At 72.9% G+C, this 23,342-nt stretch carries 24 protein-coding genes; 16 read left to right on the top strand and 8 right to left on the bottom strand.

Going from position 1 to position 23,342, the window contains the following annotated elements; all coding sequences use genetic code 11:
- Nucleotides 1-18: 18 nt before the first annotated feature.
- From ACFYP4_RS11065 to ACFYP4_RS11005, 13 genes are all read left to right on the top strand, one after another.
- A complete protein-coding gene (locus ACFYP4_RS11065; protein ID WP_388784764.1) occupies nt 19-792 on the top strand; it encodes an SDR family NAD(P)-dependent oxidoreductase in 774 nt (257 codons plus the stop codon).
- A gap of 385 nt (nt 793-1,177) precedes the next feature.
- A complete protein-coding gene (locus ACFYP4_RS11060; protein WP_358850643.1) occupies nt 1,178-1,504 on the top strand; it encodes a gas vesicle protein in 327 nt (108 codons plus the stop codon).
- A gap of 37 nt (nt 1,505-1,541) precedes the next feature.
- The gene (locus ACFYP4_RS11055; protein WP_358850642.1) at nt 1,542-2,060 is read left to right on the top strand and encodes a gas vesicle structural protein GvpA; all 519 of its coding nucleotides are present in this window, start codon (nt 1,542-1,544) and stop codon (nt 2,058-2,060) included.
- Between the two features lie 2 nt (nt 2,061-2,062).
- Nucleotides 2,063-2,812, top strand: coding sequence for a GvpL/GvpF family gas vesicle protein (locus ACFYP4_RS11050; protein WP_358850641.1), 750 nt, complete (start codon nt 2,063-2,065; stop codon nt 2,810-2,812).
- 4 nt (nt 2,813-2,816) lie between these two features.
- Nucleotides 2,817-3,098, top strand: coding sequence for a gas vesicle protein GvpG (locus ACFYP4_RS11045; RefSeq protein ID WP_358850640.1), 282 nt, complete (start codon nt 2,817-2,819; stop codon nt 3,096-3,098).
- A complete protein-coding gene (locus ACFYP4_RS11040) occupies nt 3,095-4,435 on the top strand; it encodes a histone H1-like repetitive region-containing protein (RefSeq protein WP_388784760.1) in 1,341 nt (446 codons plus the stop codon). Before ACFYP4_RS11045 ends, ACFYP4_RS11040 begins: the two co-directional genes overlap by 4 nt.
- Before the next feature lie 6 nt (nt 4,436-4,441).
- Nucleotides 4,442-5,581 (top strand): SRPBCC family protein, encoded by a 1,140-nt coding sequence (locus ACFYP4_RS11035; RefSeq protein ID WP_388784757.1) that lies wholly within the window; start codon nt 4,442-4,444, stop codon nt 5,579-5,581.
- 15 nt (nt 5,582-5,596) lie between these two features.
- On the top strand, nt 5,597-5,938 hold the full coding sequence (locus ACFYP4_RS11030) for a gas vesicle protein (RefSeq protein WP_358850637.1): 342 nt from the start codon (nt 5,597-5,599) through the stop codon (nt 5,936-5,938).
- Nucleotides 5,935-6,888: a GvpL/GvpF family gas vesicle protein gene (locus ACFYP4_RS11025; protein ID WP_388784754.1), complete on the top strand. Its 954-nt coding sequence runs from the start codon at nt 5,935-5,937 to the stop codon at nt 6,886-6,888. The genes ACFYP4_RS11030 and ACFYP4_RS11025 overlap by 4 nt, the downstream gene beginning before the upstream one ends.
- Entirely contained in the window at nt 6,885-7,160 is a 276-nt protein-coding gene (locus ACFYP4_RS11020; protein WP_388784751.1) for a gas vesicle protein, read from the top strand. The genes ACFYP4_RS11025 and ACFYP4_RS11020 overlap by 4 nt, the downstream gene beginning before the upstream one ends.
- Nucleotides 7,157-7,453 (top strand): gas vesicle protein K, encoded by a 297-nt coding sequence (locus ACFYP4_RS11015; protein ID WP_358850768.1) that lies wholly within the window; start codon nt 7,157-7,159, stop codon nt 7,451-7,453. Before ACFYP4_RS11020 ends, ACFYP4_RS11015 begins: the two co-directional genes overlap by 4 nt.
- 85 nt (nt 7,454-7,538) lie before the next feature.
- A complete protein-coding gene (locus tag ACFYP4_RS11010; RefSeq protein ID WP_358850635.1) occupies nt 7,539-8,408 on the top strand; it encodes a DMT family transporter in 870 nt (289 codons plus the stop codon).
- 28 nt (nt 8,409-8,436) lie between these two features.
- Entirely contained in the window at nt 8,437-9,546 is a 1,110-nt protein-coding gene (locus tag ACFYP4_RS11005; RefSeq protein ID WP_358850634.1) for a YihY/virulence factor BrkB family protein, read from the top strand.
- 148 nt (nt 9,547-9,694) lie between these two features.
- On the opposite strand, the gene glgX is transcribed toward ACFYP4_RS11005, so the two are convergent.
- A complete protein-coding gene (gene glgX, locus ACFYP4_RS11000; RefSeq protein ID WP_388785068.1) occupies nt 9,695-11,824 on the bottom strand; it encodes a glycogen debranching protein GlgX in 2,130 nt (709 codons plus the stop codon).
- 59 nt (nt 11,825-11,883) lie between these two features.
- The gene (locus ACFYP4_RS10995; RefSeq protein WP_388784746.1) at nt 11,884-12,903 is read right to left on the bottom strand and encodes an LLM class flavin-dependent oxidoreductase; all 1,020 of its coding nucleotides are present in this window, start codon (nt 12,901-12,903) and stop codon (nt 11,884-11,886) included.
- A 177-nt stretch (nt 12,904-13,080) separates the two neighbouring features.
- On the opposite strand from ACFYP4_RS10995, the gene ACFYP4_RS10990 reads away from it, so the two are divergent.
- A complete protein-coding gene (locus tag ACFYP4_RS10990) occupies nt 13,081-14,046 on the top strand; it encodes a YihY/virulence factor BrkB family protein (protein WP_358852110.1) in 966 nt (321 codons plus the stop codon).
- Between the two features lie 133 nt (nt 14,047-14,179).
- Here ACFYP4_RS10990 and ACFYP4_RS10985 read toward each other — a convergent pair whose 3' ends face one another.
- Nucleotides 14,180-14,542, bottom strand: coding sequence for a hypothetical protein (locus ACFYP4_RS10985; protein WP_358852109.1), 363 nt, complete (start codon nt 14,540-14,542; stop codon nt 14,180-14,182).
- Nucleotides 14,543-14,600: 58 nt separating this feature from the next.
- The gene (locus tag ACFYP4_RS10980) at nt 14,601-15,707 is read right to left on the bottom strand and encodes a PP2C family protein-serine/threonine phosphatase (RefSeq protein WP_388784741.1); all 1,107 of its coding nucleotides are present in this window, start codon (nt 15,705-15,707) and stop codon (nt 14,601-14,603) included.
- Nucleotides 15,708-16,253: 546 nt separating this feature from the next.
- Between ACFYP4_RS10980 and ACFYP4_RS10975 the strand changes: the two genes are divergently transcribed.
- Nucleotides 16,254-17,918, top strand: a complete 1,665-nt coding sequence (locus tag ACFYP4_RS10975; protein WP_388784738.1) for an alkaline phosphatase D family protein — start codon at nt 16,254-16,256, stop codon at nt 17,916-17,918.
- Between the two features lie 254 nt (nt 17,919-18,172).
- On the top strand, nt 18,173-19,534 hold the full coding sequence (locus ACFYP4_RS10970) for a carbohydrate-binding protein (RefSeq protein WP_388784735.1): 1,362 nt from the start codon (nt 18,173-18,175) through the stop codon (nt 19,532-19,534).
- Nucleotides 19,535-19,618: 84 nt separating this feature from the next.
- Here ACFYP4_RS10970 and ACFYP4_RS10965 read toward each other — a convergent pair whose 3' ends face one another.
- From ACFYP4_RS10965 to ACFYP4_RS10950, 4 genes are read right to left on the bottom strand one after another with little or no spacing between them, the layout of a single operon-like run.
- Nucleotides 19,619-20,713: a serine hydrolase domain-containing protein gene (locus tag ACFYP4_RS10965; RefSeq protein WP_388784732.1), complete on the bottom strand. Its 1,095-nt coding sequence runs from the start codon at nt 20,711-20,713 to the stop codon at nt 19,619-19,621.
- Entirely contained in the window at nt 20,710-21,630 is a 921-nt protein-coding gene (locus ACFYP4_RS10960; protein WP_388784729.1) for a DUF6895 family protein, read from the bottom strand. The genes ACFYP4_RS10965 and ACFYP4_RS10960 overlap by 4 nt, the downstream gene beginning before the upstream one ends.
- Nucleotides 21,627-22,622, bottom strand: coding sequence for a DUF6895 family protein (locus ACFYP4_RS10955; protein WP_388784726.1), 996 nt, complete (start codon nt 22,620-22,622; stop codon nt 21,627-21,629). Before ACFYP4_RS10955 ends, ACFYP4_RS10960 begins: the two co-directional genes overlap by 4 nt.
- Nucleotides 22,619-23,329: a hypothetical protein gene (locus tag ACFYP4_RS10950; protein ID WP_388784723.1), complete on the bottom strand. Its 711-nt coding sequence runs from the start codon at nt 23,327-23,329 to the stop codon at nt 22,619-22,621. The genes ACFYP4_RS10955 and ACFYP4_RS10950 overlap by 4 nt, the downstream gene beginning before the upstream one ends.
- Between the last annotated feature and the right edge of the window lie 13 nt (nt 23,330-23,342).

Below are 23,342 nucleotides of genomic sequence, written 5' to 3'. Positions count from 1 at the left end.
CCGACTCGGAGGCTTTCCATGACACGCACCGTGGTAGTGAGCGGCGGCGGCACCGGCATCGGCCGTGCCGTGTGCGCGGCCTTCGCATCGGAGGGCGCCCAGGTCGTCGCGATCGGACGGCGGGAGGACGTGCTGAACCGCACGGCGAAGGAACTCACCGAACGCCACACGGCGCAGGGTGGCCGGGTACGCGCGCTGCCCGCCGACCTCACGCTCCCCGAGGAGGCCGATCGCGTACGGGACGAACTGCGCGCCGTCCACGGGACGGTGGACGTCCTGGTCAACTCGGCCGGCGGCAACGTCCTGATCGGTGCCCCCGAGGGAGCGGACGAGGGCACGGCCGGAGCATCCTGGCACTGGACGGAGAACTTCCGCGCCAACGTCCTGACCGCCGTCCTGCTCACCGAGGCGGTCCGCCCGGTGATCGCCTCTCCCGGCGGCAGGATCGTGATGGTCAGTTCGATCGCCGCGTACCGGGGCTCGGGAGCCGGCTCGTACGCGGGCGCCAAGGCGGCGCTGCACCCGTACGTCTACGACCTGGCCGCCGCCCTGGGGCCGCGGGGCGTGACCGTGAACGCGGTGGCGCCCGGCTACATCGCACAGACCGAGTTCTTCGGACTCCAGGGACACGCCGGCGCCCGGCACGACCTGCTCGTGAGCCAGACCCACACCGGCCGTGCGGGTGTCCCCGAGGACGTCGCCGGCACGGTCCAGTGGCTCTGCTCCCCGTCGGCCTCCCAGGTCACCGCACAGATCGTCCAGGTCAACGGCGGTGCCGAAAGGGGCCGCTGACCGCGATCCGGTGTCCCTGGATCGGCGTCGCCGTGGCCGAAGGCGCCGATCCGCACCCGGGGCAGCGATGCACAGGGCTCGTCCGCCCGGCCGGCGTGGCCGATCAGGCGCCGGTCCGGTGACACGAGGCCGTCCGCCATGCCCACCCGGGCGCCGACAGGTGCGGCGCCCGGGTCGAGGCATGCCTGGACACGGGCCGGTCGTTCGGCAGCACGCCAATGCCCCTGCCGGGGGACACCGTCGTCCTGAGGCCCCGGACGGACGGTTGCCAGGAGCCCGCCGAGGGGAGGCCGGCCCGGCGGTGCGACGACTCACCGTGCCCGCGCCCACACGGATGGTCTATCTGAGCACGCGCTCGCGTCGGTTCTGAGCCAAGAGTGGAGGCATGGCAGAAACCGGCGAGCGGCGGCGCAGCACGTCCTCATCCACGACGCGTGAGTCGCGCGGACGCAAGGTGCGTGGCGCGCAGGACGCCGCACACCGCGCCGCGGACGCGCTGACCGCACTCATCCGTCACCGCCTCGAAGGGGTCTCCGCGGTGTCCCGCAGCGGGGACGACGGCTGGCTCGTCAACGTCGACGTGCTGGAAGTGGAGCGGATCCCCGACACGACCAGCCTGCTCGCCACCTACGAGGTCGAGCTGGACCCGTCGGGAGAACTGCTGCAGTACCGACGTGTCGCCCGCTACCGGCGTGGTGCCCAGGACCAGTGAACGGCCACCTCGCCCCGCAATCCGGAAGGACCGCCGCATGACCACCTACAGCGACGAGGTCGTGTGCGCTCCGCGCGCCGGGACCCTCTACGACGTACTGGAGCTCATCCTCGACCGCGGCATGGTCATCGACGTCTTCGTCCGCGTCTCCCTGGTCGGCATCGAGATCCTCAAGATCGACGCCCGGATCGTCGTGGCCAGCGTCGACACCTATCTGCGCTTCGCCGAGGCGTGCAATCGCCTCGACCTCGAGTACGACGCGCGCAGCAAGACCGTCCCCGAACTGTTCGGGGGCCCGGTCGCCAGTGCCGTCGGCAAGGCGGGCGCGAAGAAGACGGCCCGCTCGCTCACCGACCGGGTGAAGGGCGCCCTGAGCCCCGGTGAGGAAGACGACGACAACGAAGCCGCCGAGGACGAGGGCGAGGAGCGCGAGCAGCGGCAGGAGCGTCCGCGTCGCCGCCCCGCCGGCGAACGCCGCAGGACCGGCACCCGTGACCGGGACGACGACGAACGTCCCCGCTCCCGCTCCCGCCGGCGCACGGACGAGGAGGGCTGACCGTGACCGCGACGACCTCCACGGCCCTCGACGCCCAGTACGTCTACGGCATCGCTCCCGCCCCCGTCCGGGCGCCGCGCGCCCTCGGTGTGGGTGGTGCCCCGGTGCGGTTGCTGACCGAGTCCGGCCTCTGCGCCGCCGTCTCGGCGGCTCCCGGACAACTGCGGGCAAGGCGACGCGACCTGATGGCCCATCAGGCCGTGCTGGACGAACTGTCGGCCCAGGGCCCCGTCATCCCCATGCAGTTCGCCGTCCTCACCCGTGACGCCGACGCTGTGCGCGCCCGGCTGCGGGACGGGCAGGCCCATCTGTCGGCACAGCTCGACGCCGTCCGGGGACGGGTCGAGATGAACCTCAAGGGCGCGACCGTCCCGGGCTACTTCGCCCGCCTCGTCCACCAGGACGAAGGACTGCGCAACCTGGCCCGCCGCACCCGGCGCAGGCCGGACTACGACGCCAACGTGCGCCTCGGTGAGGCCATCGCCCGCGCCGTGCGCCAGGAGGCGGAGCGCGCGGCGCGCGAAACCCTCGCCCGGCTGGCACCGTTCGCCGAACGGACCGTCCAGGGCGCGCTCGACGACACCCATGTGCTGAGCACGTCGTTCCTGCTGCGCGCCGCCGACGAGAAGCGGTTCCGGGAAGCCGTCGCGGAACTGGCGCACCGGTTCGGGGACCGGCTGGCACTGAGTGTGACCGGCCCCCTGCCCTGCTACAGCTTCGTCGAGACCGCGCCCGCCGCGGCCGGGGCGTGACGCCGTGGGGCTCGTGAGCGGCGTGCTGCTGCTCCCGCTGGCTCCGGTGCGCGCCACCCTGTGGGTCGCCGACCACCTCCTTCAGGAGGCCGAACGCCAGGCCCACGACCCGCGCGCGGTCCAGTCACGCCTGGCCGCGCTCAATCGCGACCTGGACGACGGCGTCATCGACGAGGCGACCTTCGAGCAGGAGGAGGAGCGTCTTCTCGATCTCCTCGACCAACCCGTCCGCTATCTGGGCTGCGCACCCCCGACCGTGGCCTCTTCACTGGGAAGGCACGCATGAACGACACCACCAAAGCGGCCGTGGCGGCCGCCGTGGCAGGCGGGTACGTCCTGGGACGCACCAAGAAGGCCAAAGTCGCCTTCGCCATCGGCACGTATCTCGCGGGACGGCGCTTCAGCCTCGCGCCGGGCCAGCTGCTCTCCCAGGGGCTCGCCAAACTCCAGGAGACACCGCAGTTCCAGGACCTCAGCGAGCAGGTTCGCGGCGAGTTGCTGAGCGTCGGACGCTCGGCGGTCTCCGCCGCCGCCAACCGCCGTCTGTCGACCCTCAGCGACATGCTCCGCGATCGTACGGACGCACTCACCGACTCCGCCGGCAAGGGCAGCCGGGATGACGACGAGTACGACGAATCCGACGAGTACGACGACGACGGGTACGAGGACACGGACAAGGACGAGGAAGAGGACGAGGACGAGGAAGAGGACGAGGAAGAGGAAGAGGAAGAGGACGAGGAGGGCGCCGGGAGGGGCGAGGGGAGGGGACCGGCGGAGGACGAGTACGAGGAGCCCGACGAGGAGGAAGAGGGTCCTCCCGACGAGGACGCGGAGCTGGAGGAAGAGGAAGAAGAAGAGGAAGAGGGCGCCGACGAGGGCCCGGAGGCGGCGGAAGAGGAAGAGGGTCCGGACGACGAGGCGGAGCCGGACGTGGAAGAGGAGGACGAGGAAGGGGAGGAAGAAGAAGCGGGCCCGGACGAGGACGAGGGTCCGGACGAGGACGAGGAGCCCCAGAGGGAGCGTGGCTCGGAGCGGCCCCGGCACGGCCGTGACGAGCGCAGGAGGTCGCGGAGCGAGAAGAGGTCCGCGAGCCGCCAGGCGCCGTCACCACGCAAGAGGGTGGCCGGCAGGACCCCCGCCAAGGAGGCCCCGGCCAAGAAGGCACCGGCCAAGAAGTCCGCTGCCGGTAAGGCCACGGGCGGACAGCGGGCCGGGAAGTCGACCGGCTCGGCCCCGGCGAAGAAGTCGGCGGGCAAGAAGGCCGCCGAGAAGCCCCCGGCCAAGAAGGCGGCGGCCAAGAGGGCGCCCGCCAAGAAGTCGGCGGCGAAGCAGGCGCCCGCCAAGAAGGCACCCGCGAAGAAGTCCGCGCCCGCCAAGAAGGCCGCACCCGCCAGGAGCGCGGCCAAGAGGGCGCCCGCCAAGAAGTCGGCGGCGAAGCAGGCGCCCGCCAAGAAGGCACCCGCGAAGAAGTCCGCCGCCAAGAAGACGGCACCGGCGAAGAAGACCAGCGGAGGGGGCGGTGCGGCGAAGAAGACCGCGCGCCCGTCCGGAAGCAACCAGTCGCGTCAGACAAGCAGATCCGCCGGCGGCGGCCGGGGCTCCGGCGCGCGGCGGGGGAGGTGAGCGGAAATGGCCAACACGCAGGAGAAGTCACCCGTCGACGACCTGAAAGAGGCCCTGACCGGCTATCTCGGGGCGATGGGCGGCAAACTCGCGGACAAGGCCCAGGACAAGCTGGGTGATCTGACCGGCCACCTCTCCGACACCGCCGAGGGATCGGGCCCCGGTCTGCTGGGCGGGGTCGCCAAACGGGTCATGGGCGGTGACTCGCCGGTGAAGGCCCTGATGATGGAGAAGGGCAAGAGCGTCAAGGACAACATCGTCGAGAAGGTCACGGGCAAGAAGGGCGGCAGCGGCTCGAAGAAGGGCAGCAGCATCAAGGCGACGAACATCGTCGAGAGCATCGACGTCGGCGTCCCGGTGCGCACCGCCTACGACCACTGGACGCAGTTCGAGGACTTCAGCAGTTTCACCAAGGGTGTCCGCAGCGTCAGCAAGTCCGGCGACACCGAGTCGAACTGGAAGGCCAAGATCGGTCCGTCCAGTCGCGGCTGGAAGGCGACCGTCCAGGAACAGGTCGCCGACGACCGGATCGTCTGGACCTCCGACGGCGCCAAGGGCAGCACCCGCGGCGCGGTGACCTTCCACGAGCTGGGCCCCACCCTCACCCGGATCGTCCTGGTCATCGAGTACTACCCGGCCGGGTTCTTCGAGAAGACCGGCAACATCTGGCGTGCCGTGGGCCGTCGTATCCGGCTGGACCTCAAGCACTTCGCCCGCCATGTGACCCTGCACGGCGACGAGGAGCTGGAGGGCTGGCGTGGCGAGATCCGCGAGGGCGAGGTCGTCACGTCGCACGAGGACGCCATGGAGGAGGAAGAGCGCCGCGAGCAGGAGGGCGCCGACGAGGACGAGGACGCCGAGGGAGAAGAGGGCGAAGAGGGTGCCGACGACGAGGACGGCGCCGAGGACGCGTACGAGGACGAGGACGCCGAGGACGCCGACGAAGAGGCCGAGGACGGCGAGGACGCCGAAGGTGCGGACCAGGCCGACGAGGACGCCGACGGCTACGACGAGGACGCCGAGTACGACGAGGAAGAGGAGCCCTACGACGAGGAGGAGGACGCCGACCAGGGCGAAGAGGACGAGGAAGAGGACGACGAGGACGAAGAGGACCAGCCCCGTCGCCGGTCCCGTGCGCGTCGCTGATCAGCTGGGAGCACCGTGACCGACGTCAGCAGCTGGAACACGGGCCCGGCCCTGCAGTCCGCCGGGCCCGTGACGGGCAACCTCGCCGACCTCCTCGAACGCGTGCTCGACAAGGGCATCGTGATCGCGGGCGACATCAAGATCGAACTCCTCGACATCGAACTGCTCACCATCCGTCTGCGGCTGTTCATCGCCTCCGTGGACACCGCCAAGAAGGCGGGCATCGACTGGTGGGAGACCGATCCGGCGCTGTCCTCCCACGCCCGGCGTGACGCGCTCGCCGAGGAGAACGCGCAGTTGCGGGCGCGACTGGACGCCCTGACGACCGGCGAAGCCGAAGAGGAGCGCACCCGATGAGCCGGCCCCAGGACGTGCCGCGCGCCCCACTGCGACCGGCTCCCGAGCCCCGGGCGGCCGTCACCGGACAACGCGAGCCCGAGCCCCCCGCCACCGGCCGGAATCCGCGGGCCCGCGAGGCACAGGATCCGGCCGGGCCCGCCGTCACCTACCTCTTCGCCGTGACCCGCACGCCGCCGCCCGACGACGTGCTGGCCGGGGTCGCCGGGCAGGACGGCGGAGGACCGCTGCGCGTCCTGCGGGCCGGGTCGCTGGCCCTGGTCGTCCAGGACGTCCCCGCCGAGGCTTTCGGCAAGGAGGCACTGACGCAACGGTTCAACGACCGCTACCAGCTGGAACGCTGCGCGCGTGCCCACCACCGCGGCGTACAGGCGGCAGCAGGTCACGGTCCTGTGGTGCCGCTGCCGCTGGCGACCCTGTATCTCAGCGACCGCAACGCCGCCGAGGCGGTCGCCTGCCGGGAAACGGCGGTGCACACGCTCCTCGATCGGCTGCGGGGCCGTACCGAGTGGGCGGTCAAGGTGCACGCGGCGGAGCACGACGGCGATCCCTCCCCGGCGCCGGAGGCGGGAGCGGAGAACGCCGCCCCGGGCGGCCGGGCCTACCTGGCCCGGGCCAGCACCCGGCAGCGGGCCCAGCGGGCCCGCCGCGAGGGCGCCCTCGCCCGCGCCCACGCCCTCGACCTGGAGCTGCGCCGGCACGTCGTCGCCGCGACACGGCACAGGACCCAGAGCGAGCAGCTCACCGGCCGGAGCACCCCGCAGCTACTGAACGCCGCCTACCTCGTCGACGACGGACAGCGGGCCGCCTTCGGCCGGGCCCTGGACGGGCTGCGCGCCGACGAGCGGTACCGCGGTCTGGAGATCGACGAGTCCGGGCCATGGATCCCCTACTCCTTCGCCCAGCTGGACGAGGCCCCGGACGATTCGGAATGCGGGGTGGGCGCATGACCACCCCGCACCCGCGTGAGGCCGTGCACACCCCGCACCCGCGTGAGGCCGTGCACACCCCGGTTCCCTGGGACGGCGCCGAACCGTACGCCCCGGTCGGGGTGCCCCTCGTCGACCTGCTGGACCGGGTGCTCGCCACCGGCGTCGTGGTCAGCGGCGATCTGGTCCTCGCGATCGCCGACGTGCCGTTGGTACGGATCTCGCTGCACGCCCTGCTGTCGTCGGTGAACGAGAGGGTGCCCGCCCCGTGGTCGGACAGCGGGCCGCTGTGACGGCGCCGCCCCGGACCGACACGCTGGACCTCGATCCCGAGCGGGTCGCGAACGACCTTGCCGCCCTGGTGCTGACCGTGGTGGAACTCGTCCGGCAGCTCATGGAGCGCCAGGCCGTGCGCCGCTTCGAGGAGGGCACGCTGAGCGCGGAACAGGAGGACCGCCTCGGCACGGCCCTCATGCTGCTCGACGCCCGCATGGACGACCTGTGTGCCCGGCACGGACTGGAGCGCAGCGACCTCAACCTCGATCTCGGCCCGCTGGGCCCCCTGCTCGCGGATCCCGGGGCCTGAGGCCGCCGGCGGCGGAGACCGGCAGGGCGGGTATGCCGAACAGGGCCGCCCCGCGCCGGTCCCAAGGAAGGGACATGGTGGACAAGTGATCGAGCTGGCCGCGCTGTTCGCCGTCCTGGGGGCCGCCAGCAACGCCGCGGGCACCGCCTTCCAGCGCAAGGCGGCGTCCACGGTCGCGCGCGGCGGCGGTCTGCGGCTGATCCTGGAGCTGGCCCGGCGCCCGGCCTGGCTGATCGGGATCGCCGGAGTGGCCGGGGCCGCACTGTTCCAGGCCCTGGCCCTGGTGAACGGGCCGCTCGCCCTGGTGCAGCCGCTGTTCATCCTGGAGCTTCCGTTCGCCCTGCTGATCGCGGTCCCGCTGCTGCACCGGCGGCTGCCCGGTCCGGGCTGGTGGGGCGTCGCGGGAGTCGTCGGCGGCCTCGCCCTGCTCCTCGGCGCGGCCGCTCCCAGCGGGGCCCGCCACCAAGCGAGCATGGCGCGGTGGATCCCGGCCCTGGTGCTGTGTCTGGGCGCGATGGCGGTGGCGGTCGTGCTGGCCCGACCCGGACGCCCGCCGCTGTTCCGCGCCGCCCTGCTCGGCTCCGCGTCGGCCGTCGGCAACGCCCTGACCGCGGCACTGCTGAAGTCGGCGACGGGCACGCTCGCCGACCACGGTTTCCGCGCGTTCCTCGGCGAGTGGCAGACCTACGGATTCGCGCTGACCGGCGTCAGCGCCGTCCTGCTGCTGGAGAACGCGCTGCAGGCCGGCTCGCTGGCGGCGTCGCAGCCCGCGCTGACCGTCGGGGACGCGGTGGTGAGCCTGGTCCTCGGTATCACCCTGTTCGAGGAGAGCGTCCGCACCGGCTGGTGGCTCGTGCCCGAGGTGATCGGAGGCGCGCTGATCCTGTGGGGTGTCCTGCGGCTGACCCGCGTCGTGCCCCACGTCCGGGAAGTCACCGCGCAGCGGGGCGTGTGAGTGCGGCAGGCGCGGTTACTCGGTGCACATGGCGCGGATACCTGGTTTTCATCACGAAGAGAGCGAGGCTCGTCCCGACGAGTCGCGAGATCACGCCGACGGTTCGCGCGGAGAGCCCGGCACACCGTCCGGGGCGGGCACCGTGGGCGACGAGCGGTACGGGCCCGACCCGAGCGTGGAGCGCAGGGCACCGGACGGTCCCACGAAGCTGCCGAAGCAGTCGTGGAAGGCGGCGATGCGCGGCACGCTCCGCGAGTTCAAGGACGACGAGCTGACCGACCGCGCGGCCGCCCTGACCTACTACGGCGTGCTGTCGCTCTTCCCGGCCCTGCTCGTCCTGGTGTCCCTGCTCGGTGTGGCCGGCAGGTCGACCACCGACAAACTTATGGACAACCTCAAGCAGCTGACTCCGGGGTCCGCCCGGGACATCATCACGAACGCCGTCCACCAGCTCCAGGGCAACGGCGGCACCGGCTCGTTCATGGCCGTCCTGGGTCTGGTCCTGGCGGTCTGGTCGGCGTCGGGCTACGTGGCGGCGTTCATCCGCACCGCCAACGCCGTCTACGACATGCCCGAGGGGCGTCCGGTGTGGAAGGTCCTGCCGGTGCGCGTCGGGGTGACCGTAGTGCTCATGGTCCTCGCCGTGATCAGCTCCCTGATCGTGGTCTTCAGCGGCGGCCTGGCCCGTCAGGCGGGCGCCGCCCTCGGTATCGGCGACACGGCGCTGACGGTGTGGTCGCTCGTCAAGTGGCCCGTCCTCGTCGTCCTGGTCATCGTCATGATCGCGATCCTGTACTGGGCCACGCCCAACGCCAAGGTCCGCGGCTTCCGCTGGATCACTCCCGGCAGTCTGCTGGCCCTCGTCATCTGGCTGATCGCCTCCGCCGGCTTCGCGTTCTACGTGTCCAACTTCGCCTCGTACAACAAGACGTACGGCACCATGGCCGGCGTCATCGTGTTCCTGGTCTGGCTGTGGATCAGCAACCTGGCGATCCTGCTCGGCCTGGAGTTCGACGCGGAGACGGCGCGCCAGCGGGCGGTGGCCGGCGGGCATCCCCCGGAGGAGGAGCCGTACGCCGAGCCGCGCGACACCAGCAAGTGGGACGACCAGGACCGGCGCCGGATGGAAAACCCGTGACCGCCGCCCGCTGACGTCCGGGCGACCGGGCGTCACGAGTACCCCCCCGAACGCCGAGCGGCGCGAAGACAGCTGTGGGACCAGCCGGCTTCGCGCCGCTCGGCCCTGTCCCGGGGCGCCGGGCAGCGGCGTCCGCGGGAGCCGTCGGTCAGGCGCCCGGGTCCCGGTGGGGGCGGCTCAGTACGCGCACGCTGTGGGCGTCCAGCGTCAGCCGCACCCCCGCCTTGAACTCGGTCTCGTCGGCCTCCTCGCCGGCGGGATCGGCGGTGTCGGCCACCGTCCGCCACAGGTCGCCGAAGGCCGCGGGCGGCAGCCGGAACTCCACCGGCTCGTGCCAGGCGTTGAACAGCACGAGGAAGGAGTCGTCGCTCAGCCGCTCGCCCTCCGGGCCGCGTTCACTGATGGCGTCGCCGCACAGGTAGACACCCAGCGCGTGGGTGTCGCCGCGCAGCCAGTCCTCGTCCGTCATGGCGTACGCGTCCGGCCGCAGCCACACCACGTCCGCGCGCTCGGGCGGCGTGCCGTAGGCGGGACCCTGGAGGAACCGGCGCCGGCGCAGCACGGGGTGCGCCCGGCGCAGCGCCACGATCTTCCGCGTGTAGGCCAGCAGGCCGCGCTGTTCCTCGTCGAGGTCCCAGTCCACCCACGAGACCTCGTTGTCCTGGCAGTAGGCGTTGTTGTTGCCCTGCTGGGTGCGGCCGAACTCGTCCCCGTGGGCGAGCATCGGAACCCCCTGCGAGAGCAGCAGGGTGGTCAGCAGATTGCGCTGCTGGCGGGCCCGCAGCCGCAGGACGCCCGGATCGTCGGTCGGGCCCTCGGCCCCGCAGTTGAAGGACCGGTTGTCGCTCTCGCCGTCGCGCCCGCCCTCACCGTTGGCCTCGTTGCGCCGCTCGCTGTAGGAGACGAGGTCGCGGAGGGTGAAACCGTCGTGGGCCACGACGAAGTTGACGCCCGCGCGGGGCCGCCGGCGGTCGCGCTGGTACAGGTCGGACGAGCCCAGCAGCCGGCCCGCCAGCTCGGCGACCGTGTGGTCGTCGCCGCGCCAGAAGCTGCGCACGGTGTCGCGGTACCGTCCGTTCCACTCGCTCCACAGCGCCGGGAAGTTGCCGACCTGGTACCCGCCGTCGCCGATGTCCCAGGGCTCCGCGATGAGCTTGACGCGGCTGATGACCGGGTCCTGCTGCACCACGTCGAAGAACGCGGACAGCCGGTCCACCTCGTGGAACTGGCGGGCGAGCGTCGCGGCGAGGTCGAAGCGGAAACCGTCGACGTGCATCTCGGTGACCCAGTACCGCAGCGAGTCCATGATCAGCTGCAGGACGTTGGGATGGCGCATCAGCAGGCTGTTGCCGGTGCCGGTGGTGTCGAAGTAGTGGGCCGGGTCGTCGTCGACGAGACGGTAGTAGGTGCGGTTGTCGATGCCGCGGAACGACAGGGTCGGCCCGTTCTGGTTGCCCTCGGCGGTGTGGTTGTAGACCACGTCGAGGATCACCTCGATGCCGGCCCGGTGCAGGGCCTTGACCATCGACTTGAACTCGTCGACCTGACCGCCCCGGCTGCCCGCCGAGGAGTAGGCGTTGTGCGGGGCGAAGAACCCGATGGAGCTGTAGCCCCAGTAGTTCGACAGGCCCTGGCCGGTCAGGAAGCCGTCCTGGACGAACTGGTGCACCGGCATCAGTTCCACCGCCGTCACCCCGAGCCGCTGGAGATGGCCGACGACGGAGGGGTGCGCCAGACCGGCGTAGGTGCCGCGGATCTCCTCGGGCACGTCGGGGTGGAGCCGGGTCAGGCCCTTGACGTGGGCCTCGTAGATCACCGACTGGTGGTACGGCCGGTCGGGTGAACGGTCGCCCTCCCAGTCGTACCGGTGGTCGGTCACGACACCGAGGGGCACATGGCCCAGGCTGTCGCGTTCGTCCGGCCGACCGGGATCGTCGGGGCGGTGCCCGGCCAGGGAGGGATGCCCGTCGATCTGGCCGTCCACCGCCGTGGCGTACGGGTCGAGGAGGAGTTTGGCCGGGTTGCAGCGCAGGCCCTCCGCGGGGTCCCAGGGACCGTGCACGCGGTAGCCGTAGCGCCGGCCCGGACGCACGTCGGGCAGGAAGCCGTGCCAGACGCCTCCGTCGGCCTCGGGAAGGGTGACGCGCCGCTCCCTGCCGTCGTCGTCGATCAGGCAGAGCTCGACCTTCTCGGCGCACTCCGAGAACAGGGCGAAGTTCGTACCGGAGCCGTCGTAGGAGGCACCGAGCGGGTAGGGGCGTCCTGACCATGTCTGCATGAACGGCAGACAACCACGCCGCAGTTCGGGCCGCGCGGCGACGCCGGGGGCGGCCGCCGTCAGGCCGCCGGACACCAGCCGAGGGCAGGACCGAGACGGGTGGCGATGTCGGTCAGGATCTGGACGTAGTCCTCGTGGCCGAAGGTGAACGGCAGGGCGAACGCGACCTCGTCGATCTCCCGGAAGGCGGCATGGGCGTGGAGCCGCTCGGCGATCTCGGCCGAGCCGCCGACCAGGTCGGGCGCGAACATCAGCCGTGCCGGTCCCTGCGGGGCGCCGGTCCGCGGCAGCCGCCCCGCCGCGTACCTCTCGTACCTGACGCGCTGCTCCGCCGAGGCGCTGTCGGTGGGGATGACGACGAGCCCCTGGGAGACGCGGGCGCGCGCACCGTCGGGATGGCGGGCGCGGAAGGCCCGTACGTGGGAGAGCTGGATCTCGGCGAAGTCCTCGGACTCCTCCGCCTTGACGACACTGCTGGTCAGCAGGTTCATCCCGTGCTCGCCCGCCCACCGCGCCGACCGGAGGCTGCCGCCCCCGTACCACAGGCGCCGGCCGAGCCCCGGGGACTGCGGCTGGACGCGGTCCGAGAACACCTCGAAGCCCTCGCTGCCGCTGAAGGCGGTGGCGGGCTCGCCGCGTACGAAGTCCAGCAGCCGCCGCACCCGGTCGTGGCCGAAGTCCTCGGCGTCCGCGGTGTCCGGGTACAGCGCGTCCTTGACCCGGTCGTAGTGCATCGGCGGGCCGACGCTGACACCGGGGTTGAGGCGGCCCCCGGACAGCAGGTCGACGGTCGCCAGGTCCTCGGCCAGCCGCAGCGGGTTCTCCCACCCGAGCGGGATGACGGCCGTGCCCAGCTCGATGCGGCGGGTGCGCTGCGAGGCCGCGGCCAGGACGGCGACGGGGGAGGAGATGCCGTACTGGAGATGGCGGTGGCGCACCCACGCGCTGTCGAAGCCGAGGCGCTCGCCCAGTTCGATGAGGTCGAGGGTCGCCTCGTGACCGCGGCGGGGGTCGGCCCCGTCGAACAGACCGAGGGTCAGGAAGCCCAGCTTCCGCAGCGGTTGTGAACTGAGTGGCACAAGCTCCTCCGACGTCCCCGGCACCCGGTCGTACACCAGTACTCTTCCGATTGTCTCAAGTGATCGTCCTGCGGAGCGGCTGAACCCCGCGCCGCAGGGGAGACGGAGGGGCGGGCCGTGCTCCCGGCGGGCGGCCCGCCCGCCACAGCCGGCCGGACGACCGAGGAGACGCGCGCCATGGGGACCGCTGTACACGTCCCGCAGACCCGGGACATGATCGGGGAGGAACTGTCCGGCGACGAGGCCCTGACCGCGCTGCGGCACTACGGCGGCCGCCGCCTGCTCGTCGACGCGTTCTCCCGGTTCCGCTACGCCGACGGCTTCACCAGCGCGCGCTCCATGGGTTTCCAGGTGGTCCTCGGCATGGTGCCGTTCACCATCGCCCTGGTCGGCGTGGCCACCACGGTGCACACCGAGAGCGTCGGGCGGATCATCGAGCTCACCCTCGGCCGCATCGTGCCGGGCGCGAGCAGCGGCCTGGTCGAGGACGCGCTGGCGAAGACGCGGACCAATGCCGGTTCCGGGATCTGGAGCGCGGTCGCCATGTGGCTGGGCCTCGGCTTCGCAGTGCTCAACCTGGCCTCGGCGATGGCACAGGTGGAGCGGGGTGCCAACCGGATCTACGGCATCGAACGCGACCGGCCGTTCCTGCGGAAGTACGGCCGGTCCCTGCTGCTCGCCTTCGCCGCCGGGATGCCCATGGTGCTGGGGTTCCTCGTCCTCGTGGCGGGCGAGGCCGTCGGGGAGTCGGTGGTGCAGACCTTCGGCCGGCCCGCTGACAGTCTCGACTGGTGGGGCGCGGTCCAGGTGCCGCTGGGCGTCGCGCTCGCGTGGGTGGCCTCGGCGGTGATCTTCCGCTGGGCGCCCCGCCGGGTCCAGCCGGGCTACACCTGGCTCGCGTTCGGTTCGGCCGTCCACCTGGTGCTGTGGATCGCCGCGACCTGGCTGCTCGCCCTGTACGTCGCCGAGAGCGGCTCGTTCGGCGCGCTGTACGGGCCACTGACTGCCTTCGTCGCGCTGCTGCTGTGGGCCAACCTGACCGGTGTGGCCCTCTTCCTCGGCATCGCCTTCGCCGCCCAGCTGGAAGCGGCGCGTGCCGGTATCACCGACCCGGTGAGGCCGGACCCCGGGCCGGGTCCGTGACGGGGGCGCGCCCGGCCGGAATGCGCGTGCGGGCCGGGCGACGCGACCGGAGCGGGAGACGTGGCCGGAGCCGGGCCGGGGGGCGTAGCCGGGCCGGGTCCGGAAGAGACCGGCCCGGTCACCGTGCTCCGCCTCAGCGCCCCGACGAGGCGGGGACCTCCGTGCGGTGGTCGTAGTACGCCCACGCGGTCACGGCCACCACCGCGGTGAGCCCGACGGTCACCACGCGCAGCGTGCCGGACGTCGTCAGCGCGACCAGCGCGGTGAGACCCGCCCCGGCCAGCATGATCACGCGGCTGAGGAAACGCTGCCACGGCCGCTGCGGTTCCTCGCGGTCCTTGAGATCGTGCAGCGCGTCGCCGGCCGGGTGCCGGGAGCCGCGGCGCACCCGCGCCCGGTACTGCAGGCCGTAGCTGATCACGACGTACAGCACGAGCGCGCCCAGCGCCCAGAGCCAGTTCTCGGGATCGCCACCCGATCCTCGTGCCAGATACATGACACTCTCCTCCCCAATGGCGTCCGTATGCCCGGGAAGACGCGGCACAGGCACCCGTTCAGTCCCGGGGGTTCCCCGGGTGCGGGGTCAGGACCAGGATCGCGACGTCGTCGCGGACGGTGGTGCCGAACCGTACGAGGTCCTCCCACAGCAGGCCCACGAGGGCGTCGGGCGCCGCCTCGGCGAAGGCGCTCAGCCTCTCGGCCAGCGGATAGAAGGCGCCTGCCGCGTCGCGGGTCTCGGTGACCCCGTCGGACGCCAGCAGCAGCCGGTCGCCGGGATTCAGCGGCACCCGGCACTCGCGCGGTGGAGAGAGGCCGAGCAGCCCCACCCCGAGCGGCGCGGCCGGTTCCACGTCGAGTTCGACGGCCTTCCCCTCGCGCAGGAGCAGCGGCTGCGGGTGGCCGCAGGACACGAGCCGCACCGCGTCGGCGTCCCGCGAGAACTCCAGGAGCACCGCGGTCGCGAACAGCTCCGTGTGCTCGGTCGAGGCCGAGTCCACCGACAGCCGGCGGTCGAGACGGCCCGCCACCGCCGTCAGGTCCCGCCGGTCCAGCACCGCTTCCCGGAACGCACCCAGCAGCGAGGCGACCGTCCCGACCGCCGACAGCCCGTGCCCCTGGACGTCGCCCATCACCGCCCGCACCCCGTGGGGGCCGTCGCGCACGTCGAAGAAGTCGCCGCCGACCAGCGTCCCGTCCTGCGCCGCCCGGTACAGGCCGGCGCAGCTCACGGGACCGATGCGTTCGGCGAGCGGCGGCAGGACGGCCAGCTGGACGGCCTCGGCGACACTGCGCACCGTCACCAGCTGCGCGTCGCGCCGGCTGCGCACCAGGGACACGAACACACTGAGCGCCGCGATGAACGTGATGGTCAACAGGTCCGTGTTGCCCGGGTGGTTGATGTGCAGCGCCGGGATGTGCAGCAGGCCGACCACGAGGCAGCCGAACGCGGCGGTCGCCGCCGGCCCGTAGGAGAGCACCGCCAGCGAGGGAATGGCGCCCAGCAGGAAGCCGATGTCCAGCGGCCGGCGGCTCACGAGTTCCGCGATGCCGACGCCCGCCAGCAGTACGACGGGCAGCGCCCGGACCCAGTACGGGGCCGGCGCACCGCGCAGCCAGCCGCGGTCCTCGCCCTCCCCGCGCCGGGGCATGGTCACACCCATGGCAGCCCTCCTCACCCACCACGCTCCTCCGTCCGCGCGCCCAGCGCACCCGGGTGGGGTCCGGGCGCACCGGGTGGGGTCCGGGCGCACCGGGTGGTGTCCGGACGCACCGGGTGGGGTCCGGACGCCCCTCACCGCGAAGGAAGGTTCACTGCGTGAACCCTCGGGCCGGGCCGGGCCGGGCTGGGCCGGACCGGGCCGGCAGCCGGCCGCAGCCGGTCCCCGGTCTCGGTGCCGGGGTGCCCGGCCCGGGACCGTACGCCACCGGCGCCGCCGCCCGCCCGGGTCGCCGGCGACCGCGGCCGACCGGCCCGAACGGTTGCATCGGCGACGGTCGTCGGCCGTGCGGATCACCGGCCGCGCCCGACGCCCCGTCAACTGCGGTGCGCCGCCGAGCGGGCGGAGGTGACGGGCAGGACGCCCGCGAACCTCACCGCCTGCCGGGATTGTGATCATTGTCTGTTTAGCATGCAGGAGTTCGCCGCCCTGTCGTTCGACGTCCGGAAGTCATGGGGCCCCGCGCACGCCACCGTGAGAGGAGACCTCATGACCCGAGCAGGCCGTCACCGAGCACTGCCGCCGCACGCGACCTCCCGCCACCACCCGGAACTGCGGGCCGCCGCCCAGCACTTGGGGCGCCGCCGCTTCCTCACCGTCACCGCCGCGGCCGCGGCCCTCGCCTTCTCCACCAACCTGCCGACGCCCGGCGCCGCCCGCGCCGCGGCACTCGACGCGGCGCGGATCACCGACGACCCCTTCACCCTCGGCGTCGCCTCCGGGGACCCGACGCCCAGCTCGGTGCTCCTGTGGACCCGGCTCGCGCCCTCCCCGTACGAGCCGGGCGGCGGACTGGCCGAGCAGTCCGTCCTCGTGCAGTGGGAGGTGGCGTCCGACGAGCGCTTCGCCCTGCCCGTCCGCACCGGCCTCGCCACCGCCTTTCCCGAGTACAACCACTGCCTGCACGTCGACGTCGACGGCCTCGCCGCCGACCGCGAGTACTTCTACCGGTTCAGGACGGGAACCTGGATCAGCGAGACCGGCCGCACCCGCACCGCGCCCGACACCGCGGCCGCCGCGGCGAAGCTCACCTTCGCCGCGGTCTCCTGCCAGGCGTACCACGACGGCTACTTCACGGCGCACCGCCATCTCGCCGAGGACGACGTCGACCTCGTCTTCCACCTCGGCGACTACCTGTACGAGTACGCCGTGAACTCCGAAGGAGGCGCCCGCAAGTACACCGACCGCACCCTGCCCGACGTCTTCAACCGCGAGGCCAAGACCCTGGAGGACTACCGGCTGCGGTACGCCCTCTACAAGAGCGACCCGGACCTGCGGGCCTCCCACGCGGCACATCCCTACATCGTGACCTGGGACGACCACGAGACCGAGAACAACTACGCGGGCGCCGTCGACGAGAAGAACGACCCGCCGGAGGAGTTCCTGCTGCGCCGCGCCGCCGCCTACCGCGCCTACTGGGAGAACCAGCCGCTGCGCGCCGCCCAGCTGCCGAGCGGCCCCGACGCGCAGCTCTACCGCCGCGTCCAGTGGGGCTCACTGGCCCAGTTCGACGTCCTCGACACCCGGCAGTACCGCTCCGACCAGGCGTACGGCGATGTCCAGCACGTCCCGGGCCCCGAGTCGGACGCCCCCGAGCGCACCATCACCGGAGCCGCCCAGGAGGAGTGGCTGATCGACGGCTGGCGGACCTCGAACGCCCTGTGGAACGTGATGCCGCAACAGGTCTGCTTCTCCCAGCGCAAACTCGATCTGAACGACCCGGCGAAGGTGTCCATGGACGCCTGGGACGGCTACCGCGCCTCACGCGACCGGGTGCTCGCCGGCGCAAGGTCGGCCGGGATCAAGAACCTGATGGTCCTCACGGGTGACGTCCATGTGGGCTACGCCTTCGACATCAAGGACTCCTTCGACGATCCGGGGTCGAAAACCGTGGGCACGGAGATCGTCGCCACGTCCGTCGCGAGCGGCAGGGACGGCGTCGAGCGGCCGGACAACTGGGAGACGTACACGAAGGCCAACCCGCACCTGAAGTTCTACGACGGCCGGCGCGGATACGTACGCGTCGGACTCGGCCGCGCGTCCGCGCGCGCCGACTTCAGAACCGTCTCCGCCGTGACGACGCCGGGCGCGGCGATCACGACGGCCGCGTCCTTCGTCACCGAGGCGGGCGACCCCGGCCTCAAACCGGCGTGAAGCGAGCGGCCCGGCGGAACCCCCGGTGCCTCGGCGGAACCTCCGGTGCCTCGGCGGAACCTCCGGTGCCTCGGCGGAACCTCCGGTGCCTCGGCGGAGCGTCCGGTGCCTCGGCGGAGCGTCCGGGGCTCCGCCGGGCGGGCCCTTCCTGTCGGCCAATGCGCGGAACGGACGGAAAGCAGACATCGTCCGAGTGGTTATCGGCAAAACCTACGGTTTCGAGGCCTTTCCGCTCCGAACCCGAGGAGACACCGATGGTCCACAGATACGCCGGCGCAGGCTGTGCCGCCCTGACCGTGCTCGGCACGCTCGCACTGGCGGGGCTGCCCGCGACCGCGGCCGACGACCCCGTCCCGGCGCCCGGTCCCTCCGCCGCCCGGACGCTCGGCGCCGACCGGCCGTCGACGACGCTGCTGCGCGCCATGCGGCGCGATCTCGGCCTGACGGCCGCTCAGGCCAGGACCCGGCTGGTGAACGAGGCGGAGGCCGGCACCCGCGCGGGGCGGCTGCAGAACTCGCTCGGCAAGCGCTTCGCGGGAGCCTGGGTGAAGGGCCCGACCTCCGCCGACCTCACCGTCGCGACCACCGACGCCGCCGATGTCGCCGCCATCAGGGCCGGCGGCGCCGAGGCCTCGGTCGTGGAGCGGGGACTGGCCGACCTCACCGCCGCCAAGGAGAAGCTGGACCGCGCGACGTCCGGCGCCAAGGCCCTCGACACGCCGGTCAGATACGTCGACGTGCGGACCAACCGGGTGACCCTCCAGGCGACGAGCCGGGCGGCGGCGGACGCGCTCGTCGCGGCCGCCGGAGTGGACCGCGCCCTCGTGGACGTCCGCGTGTCGCCGGACCGGCCGCGGCCCCTGCACGACGTGCGGGGCGGCGACGCGTACTACATCGACGACCAGGCCCGGTGCTCCGTCGGCTTCTCCGTCACCAAGGCCGACCAGCAGGGCTTCGTGAGCGCCGGGCACTGCGGGAAGGCGGGCGCCAGGACCACCGGCTTCAACAAGGTGGCACAGGGCACCTTCCAGGGCTCCGTCTTCCCGGGCCACGACATGTCGTGGGTGGCCGTCACCAGCGACTGGACCGCGACCCCCAACGTCAAGGGCGAGGGGGAGCAGAACGTCGAGATCGCCGGCTCCGTGCAGGCTCTGGTGGGCGCCGCGATCTGCCGCTCCGGTTCCACCACCGGCTGGCACTGCGGCACGGTCGAGGAACACGGCACCAGCGTCACCTACGCCGAGGGCACCGTCGACGGCGTGACCCGCACGACGGTGTGCGCCGAACCGGGCGACTCCGGCGGTTCCTACGTCTCCGGGGCGCAGGCCCAGGGCGTCACCTCGGGCGGCTCCGGGGACTGCACGAGCGGCGGGACGACCTTCTACCAGCCGGTCAACCCGCTGCTCGGCGAGTACGGACTGACGCTCAGGACCGGCACGGCGCAAGACGGCACGCCCACCGCGCAGGAGGGCCAGGACGGCTGGTCGGCGGGCCGGGTCTACGACACCGGGACGCGGGTGAAGTACGACGGCGTCACCTACCAGTGCCTCCAGGCGCACCAGGCGCAGGGCGCATGGCAGCCCGCGCTCACCCCGGCTCTGTGGCAGCGCCTCTGACGTCGTAGCCGCGGGAGGCCACCCCCTCGAACGCCGGCCGGCCGACGCACCTCGGCCCCTCCGGCGTTCGGGGCGCCGCGGCGCCTACTCGGCCAGCAGCGCGTACGCGGTGGGGACGAAGGCGTCGCGGGCGCGGAAGCGGCGCGTGCACACGGCGGCCAGTGCCGTGCCGGTGCCGGGGTGGAAACCGAGGAAGGCCTGCTGCCCGAGTGTCGCCCCGCAGTGGAAGTACATCGGCCCGCGGTCGGTGGGGTGCTGGAACCAGGCCACCGTGTGGAGGTGCCGGTGCCCGAGGCCGCGCCGGAGCACGGGACGGCGTACCGCCCGCAGCGCGCCGGCCAGGGGCGAGGCGGACGGATCGAGATGCGCCTCGAGGAAGGTGAGCAGGTCGTGCGGGGTGGCGCGGACCGCACCTGCCGCCTGGAACCCGCCGACGGCCAGCGGCGGCGTCGGGGTCGCGCCGTCCCTGCGGTGCCCGGTGGCGTCCGTGCCCGGGCCCTCGGCGTGCAGCGCGACCTCGCCCAGCCGCAGCGGCCCGAGCACATGAGCCGTGAGCAGGTCCTCCCACGGGGTCGCGGTGACCGCCGCCAAGGCGTGCCCGAGCACCGAGACGGCGAAGTTGGAGTAGCGCCAGCGGGTGCCGGGGCGGTGCCGTGGCCGGTACCGCAGAAACGCGTCGATCACGCGACCGGCCGGATAGCCGGCGTACGGGTTGGAGCGCCAGGAGGGCAGCGCCCGGAGGAAGAAGTCGGCCGGCAGCGCGGGCAGCCCGGACGTGTGGGTGATCAGGTGCGCGAGCGTGACGGGGTCCCGGGAGGCCGGGCGGCCCGGATCCAGCAGGGCGGCGGCCGGTTCACCGCCGGACAGCACACCCGACTGCGTCAGCCGGGCGAGGAGCAGCCCGGTGAACGTCTTGGAGGCCGAGCCGATCTCGTAGCGCAGGTCGGCGCGGTGCACGGGCGGGAGCGGTGCGGTGCCTCCGCAGCGCACGGTGCGGCGCCCGTGCCGGGACAGGGCGAAGACGACGTCGGGCGCGTCCACGGCACCGACGGCGGCGTCGAGCCGCCACCGCACCGCCTCGTCGTCCGCGGGCCCGTCCGGCGGGGCGCTGCGGAGCGGGAGCGGGCCGGCGGCACCGGGGAGCACGTCGCCCGGCCAGGGCGCGGGGCGGGTGGTCATGCCGGGGCCGTCGCCAGCCGCGACAGCGCGCGGGACGTGGCGAGCACCGAGGCGAAGGCGGCGACCAGGGTCGGATGGTAGACGAGGTCGAACACCTCGTCGGGCTCGCCCTGCGGCATCGTGCGCACGGCGGGCATCGCGCCGTCGGGCTGCTGGGCCGCGGCGAAGCCCTCCCAGGCCCGCTCGTCCAGCGAGGGCCGCGGCAGACAGGCGTCGACGACGAGCAACTCGCCGAGCAGGTCCCAGCGTTGCAGGTCCAGCCAGTCGTCCAGCCAGACCGGCAGCCACAGGGCGAGGTAGTCCGCGATGTCCGCGGGCAGTGCCTCGGGTTTCTCGCCCCAGTCGGTCAGGTGGAAGACGGTGTGGGTGATGTCGTACGCGATGTGCCCTTCCACGGTCCAGGGCTCGGGGGTGCGTCCCAGCCAGGTCGCACCGACGACGTCCGCCTCCGGTGGCCGGGGCGGCAGCCCGAAGCGGCGCTGGAACGCGGAGAGTCCGAGGCGGCGTACGGGCCGCGCCTCGTAGGCGGCACAGCTCAGGAGCCGGTGGTTGAGCCGGACCGCCTCCTCGAGTCCGGGATGGCTGTAACCGAGTTCCTTGAACGGGAGGTACACCTCGAACGGGACGGGGGAGAGGGGCTCGATGCGCTGCCCGTGCAGAAGCAGCCGGCCGCCGTCGAGCGTGTTCCGCCAGGCGTGGTCGAGCAACTGCCGTGCCAGCTCGGCCTGCCGGGACCCGGCCACCCCTTCCCGGAACAGCACCTTGCAGATCAGGGCGAGTTCACCGACCGGCTTGAAGCGGTCGAGGAAGCCCACCTCGGGGTCGACGTCGGGCTCCAGCCGGAACCCCTCGCGGTGCGCGTGCAGCCACTCGATGGCGCCGACTCCGACGGTGTGGATCAGGCGGGTACTGGTCATCCCGGCGCTCCTCGTCCGCCCCGGTCCTGCCGCGCCGCGTGCTCAAGGGGGCGCGGGCCGCCCGGCGCCTCGTCCTCGGTGCCGTTCCAGCCGGGGCGGCCGGTGGTGAGCGCGGCGGCGAAGGCCGCCATCAGCGTCGAGTGGTAGCAGTACCGGAAGCCTCCCGCCGCAGCCCGTCCGTCCCGCCCCGGACCGACTTCGGGTACGGCGCCGGTGGCGTCCTGGGCCGTCGCGAGTGTGCTCCAGGCGTCCTGGAGCACCGCCGGCTCGGGCAGCCGCGGCAGGCTCGCCGCCACGGCCAGCAGTTCGAAGCTCAGGTCCCACTGCTCGTCCTCCAGGCAGGTGTCGAGCCAGGGCGGGAGCCAGTGCCGCAGATAGGCGGCGACCGAGCGGGGTACGCCCTGGGGGACCAGACCCCAGTCGGTGAGGTGGAAGACCACGTGGGTCAGCGTGTATCCGGCGGCGCGTTCGAAGGTCCACGGCTCGGGCAGGCCGCCCAGCCAGGTGTGCCGAAGGCTCTGCGCGGGGTCCGCGTGCTCCGGGATCCCGCTGCGCCGCTCGGAGTTGAGCACACTGAGCCGCCGGTTCGGCTCCTGCTCCGTCACCCGCCAGCCGCGGGTGCGGGCCACCGTCGCGGCGGCGCTCTCGTAACCGGGGTGCCGCAGGCCGGCGGACGCGAACGCGGCGTAGACCTCCAGCGGATAGGTCGCGAAGGGTTCGAGTCGCTGCAATTCACCGAAGAGGGCGCCGTTCCCGGTCTGCCGCCATGCGAACTCCAGCAGGTCGGAGGCGGTTTCGTGCAACGGGTCGCCGGGGGCGGTGGTCCGGCGGACGCAGACGCACACCTGGGCCAGTTCTCCGAGGGGCTTCCAGCTGGTGTTCACGTCCCCGTACGCGGCGAGTGCGCCCTCGTCGAGCCGGAATTCGCCGCGGTTGGCGGAGACCCAGGCCAGCGCGGCCTCGCCCACGCCGCGGACGTCGAGCGCCCTCACACCGGTGCTCCGGCCCGCATCAGCCGCGCCGCCGTGACCTGGAGGGCGACCCGCGGGTCGTCCTGACCCATCTGGGCCACGAACTCCAGGCCGGTCTCCAGACCCAGGGTGTCCGGCACCCCGTCGAGCAGGACCAGCCAGCGCCCCGCGCCTGCCGCCTGCAGCCAGTCGCGGCGGCGGACCGCCCGGACGAACCCGCGGGCGACGTCGACGGGCCGGCGCCGGGCCGCGCGGAACACCGCGCAGTCACCCGCGGGGACCGCGAGCGGTGCCAGCACCGCGAGTTGATGGGTGAGGAACTGCCACGACGCGTCGTCGAGCCAGGTCCCGTCGGGTTCCAGATGGTCCGCGGGGGCGCCGTCGAAGGAGGCGTCCAGCCGCATCAGGGTCTGCCGCATCGCCCAGTGGCTCCACACCGAGGTGGGGGAGGCGCCGGCCGGGGGCGGATAGGCCCGTACGGCCCTGTCGAAGGCGGCCAGGTCGTCGCGGTCGGCCGGGGCGTGGTGCAGGACGGCCGGCAGAAGTACGTCGGCTCCCAGGACGCGGACGGCGGCCAGCGCGGGATCGCCGCTCGCCCCGGCCGGCTCGTGTGCCGTCACCTTGCCGGACAGTCGGAAAGGGTCCCCGCCCCCAAGGGCGGAGACCACGTCCGAAGCAAGGTCCCGCACAGCGCCCGACAATCGGGTCGGCGTGCTTGACTGCTCCATTCAGCTTCCCCCG

Origin of the sequence: Streptomyces sp. NPDC005551 (assembly GCF_042871785.1) — a bacterium.
Taxonomy (GTDB): Bacteria; Actinomycetota; Actinomycetes; order Streptomycetales; family Streptomycetaceae; genus Streptomyces.
This window is presented reverse-complemented; position numbering and strand designations above follow the sequence as displayed.

Coding starts and splice junctions, on each gene's coding strand:
- ACFYP4_RS11065 (WP_388784764.1), top strand. CDS start 19: ATGACACGCACCGTGGTAGTGAGCGGCGGCGGCACCGGCATCGGCCGT.
- ACFYP4_RS10985 (WP_358852109.1), bottom strand. CDS start 14,542: ATGTATCTGGCACGAGGATCGGGTGGCGATCCCGAGAACTGGCTCTGG.
- ACFYP4_RS11005 (WP_358850634.1), top strand. CDS start 8,437: ATGGCGCGGATACCTGGTTTTCATCACGAAGAGAGCGAGGCTCGTCCC.
- ACFYP4_RS11025 (WP_388784754.1), top strand. CDS start 5,935: ATGAGCCGGCCCCAGGACGTGCCGCGCGCCCCACTGCGACCGGCTCCC.
- glgX (WP_388785068.1), bottom strand. CDS start 11,824: ATGCAGACATGGTCAGGACGCCCCTACCCGCTCGGTGCCTCCTACGAC.
- ACFYP4_RS11040 (WP_388784760.1), top strand. CDS start 3,095: ATGAACGACACCACCAAAGCGGCCGTGGCGGCCGCCGTGGCAGGCGGG.
- ACFYP4_RS11055 (WP_358850642.1), top strand. CDS start 1,542: ATGACCACCTACAGCGACGAGGTCGTGTGCGCTCCGCGCGCCGGGACC.
- ACFYP4_RS11035 (WP_388784757.1), top strand. CDS start 4,442: ATGGCCAACACGCAGGAGAAGTCACCCGTCGACGACCTGAAAGAGGCC.
- ACFYP4_RS10990 (WP_358852110.1), top strand. CDS start 13,081: ATGGGGACCGCTGTACACGTCCCGCAGACCCGGGACATGATCGGGGAG.
- ACFYP4_RS10975 (WP_388784738.1), top strand. CDS start 16,254: ATGACCCGAGCAGGCCGTCACCGAGCACTGCCGCCGCACGCGACCTCC.
- ACFYP4_RS10965 (WP_388784732.1), bottom strand. CDS start 20,713: ATGACCACCCGCCCCGCGCCCTGGCCGGGCGACGTGCTCCCCGGTGCC.
- ACFYP4_RS10970 (WP_388784735.1), top strand. CDS start 18,173: ATGGTCCACAGATACGCCGGCGCAGGCTGTGCCGCCCTGACCGTGCTC.
- ACFYP4_RS10980 (WP_388784741.1), bottom strand. CDS start 15,707: ATGGGTGTGACCATGCCCCGGCGCGGGGAGGGCGAGGACCGCGGCTGG.
- ACFYP4_RS10960 (WP_388784729.1), bottom strand. CDS start 21,630: ATGACCAGTACCCGCCTGATCCACACCGTCGGAGTCGGCGCCATCGAG.
- ACFYP4_RS10950 (WP_388784723.1), bottom strand. CDS start 23,329: ATGGAGCAGTCAAGCACGCCGACCCGATTGTCGGGCGCTGTGCGGGAC.
- ACFYP4_RS11060 (WP_358850643.1), top strand. CDS start 1,178: ATGGCAGAAACCGGCGAGCGGCGGCGCAGCACGTCCTCATCCACGACG.
- ACFYP4_RS11020 (WP_388784751.1), top strand. CDS start 6,885: ATGACCACCCCGCACCCGCGTGAGGCCGTGCACACCCCGCACCCGCGT.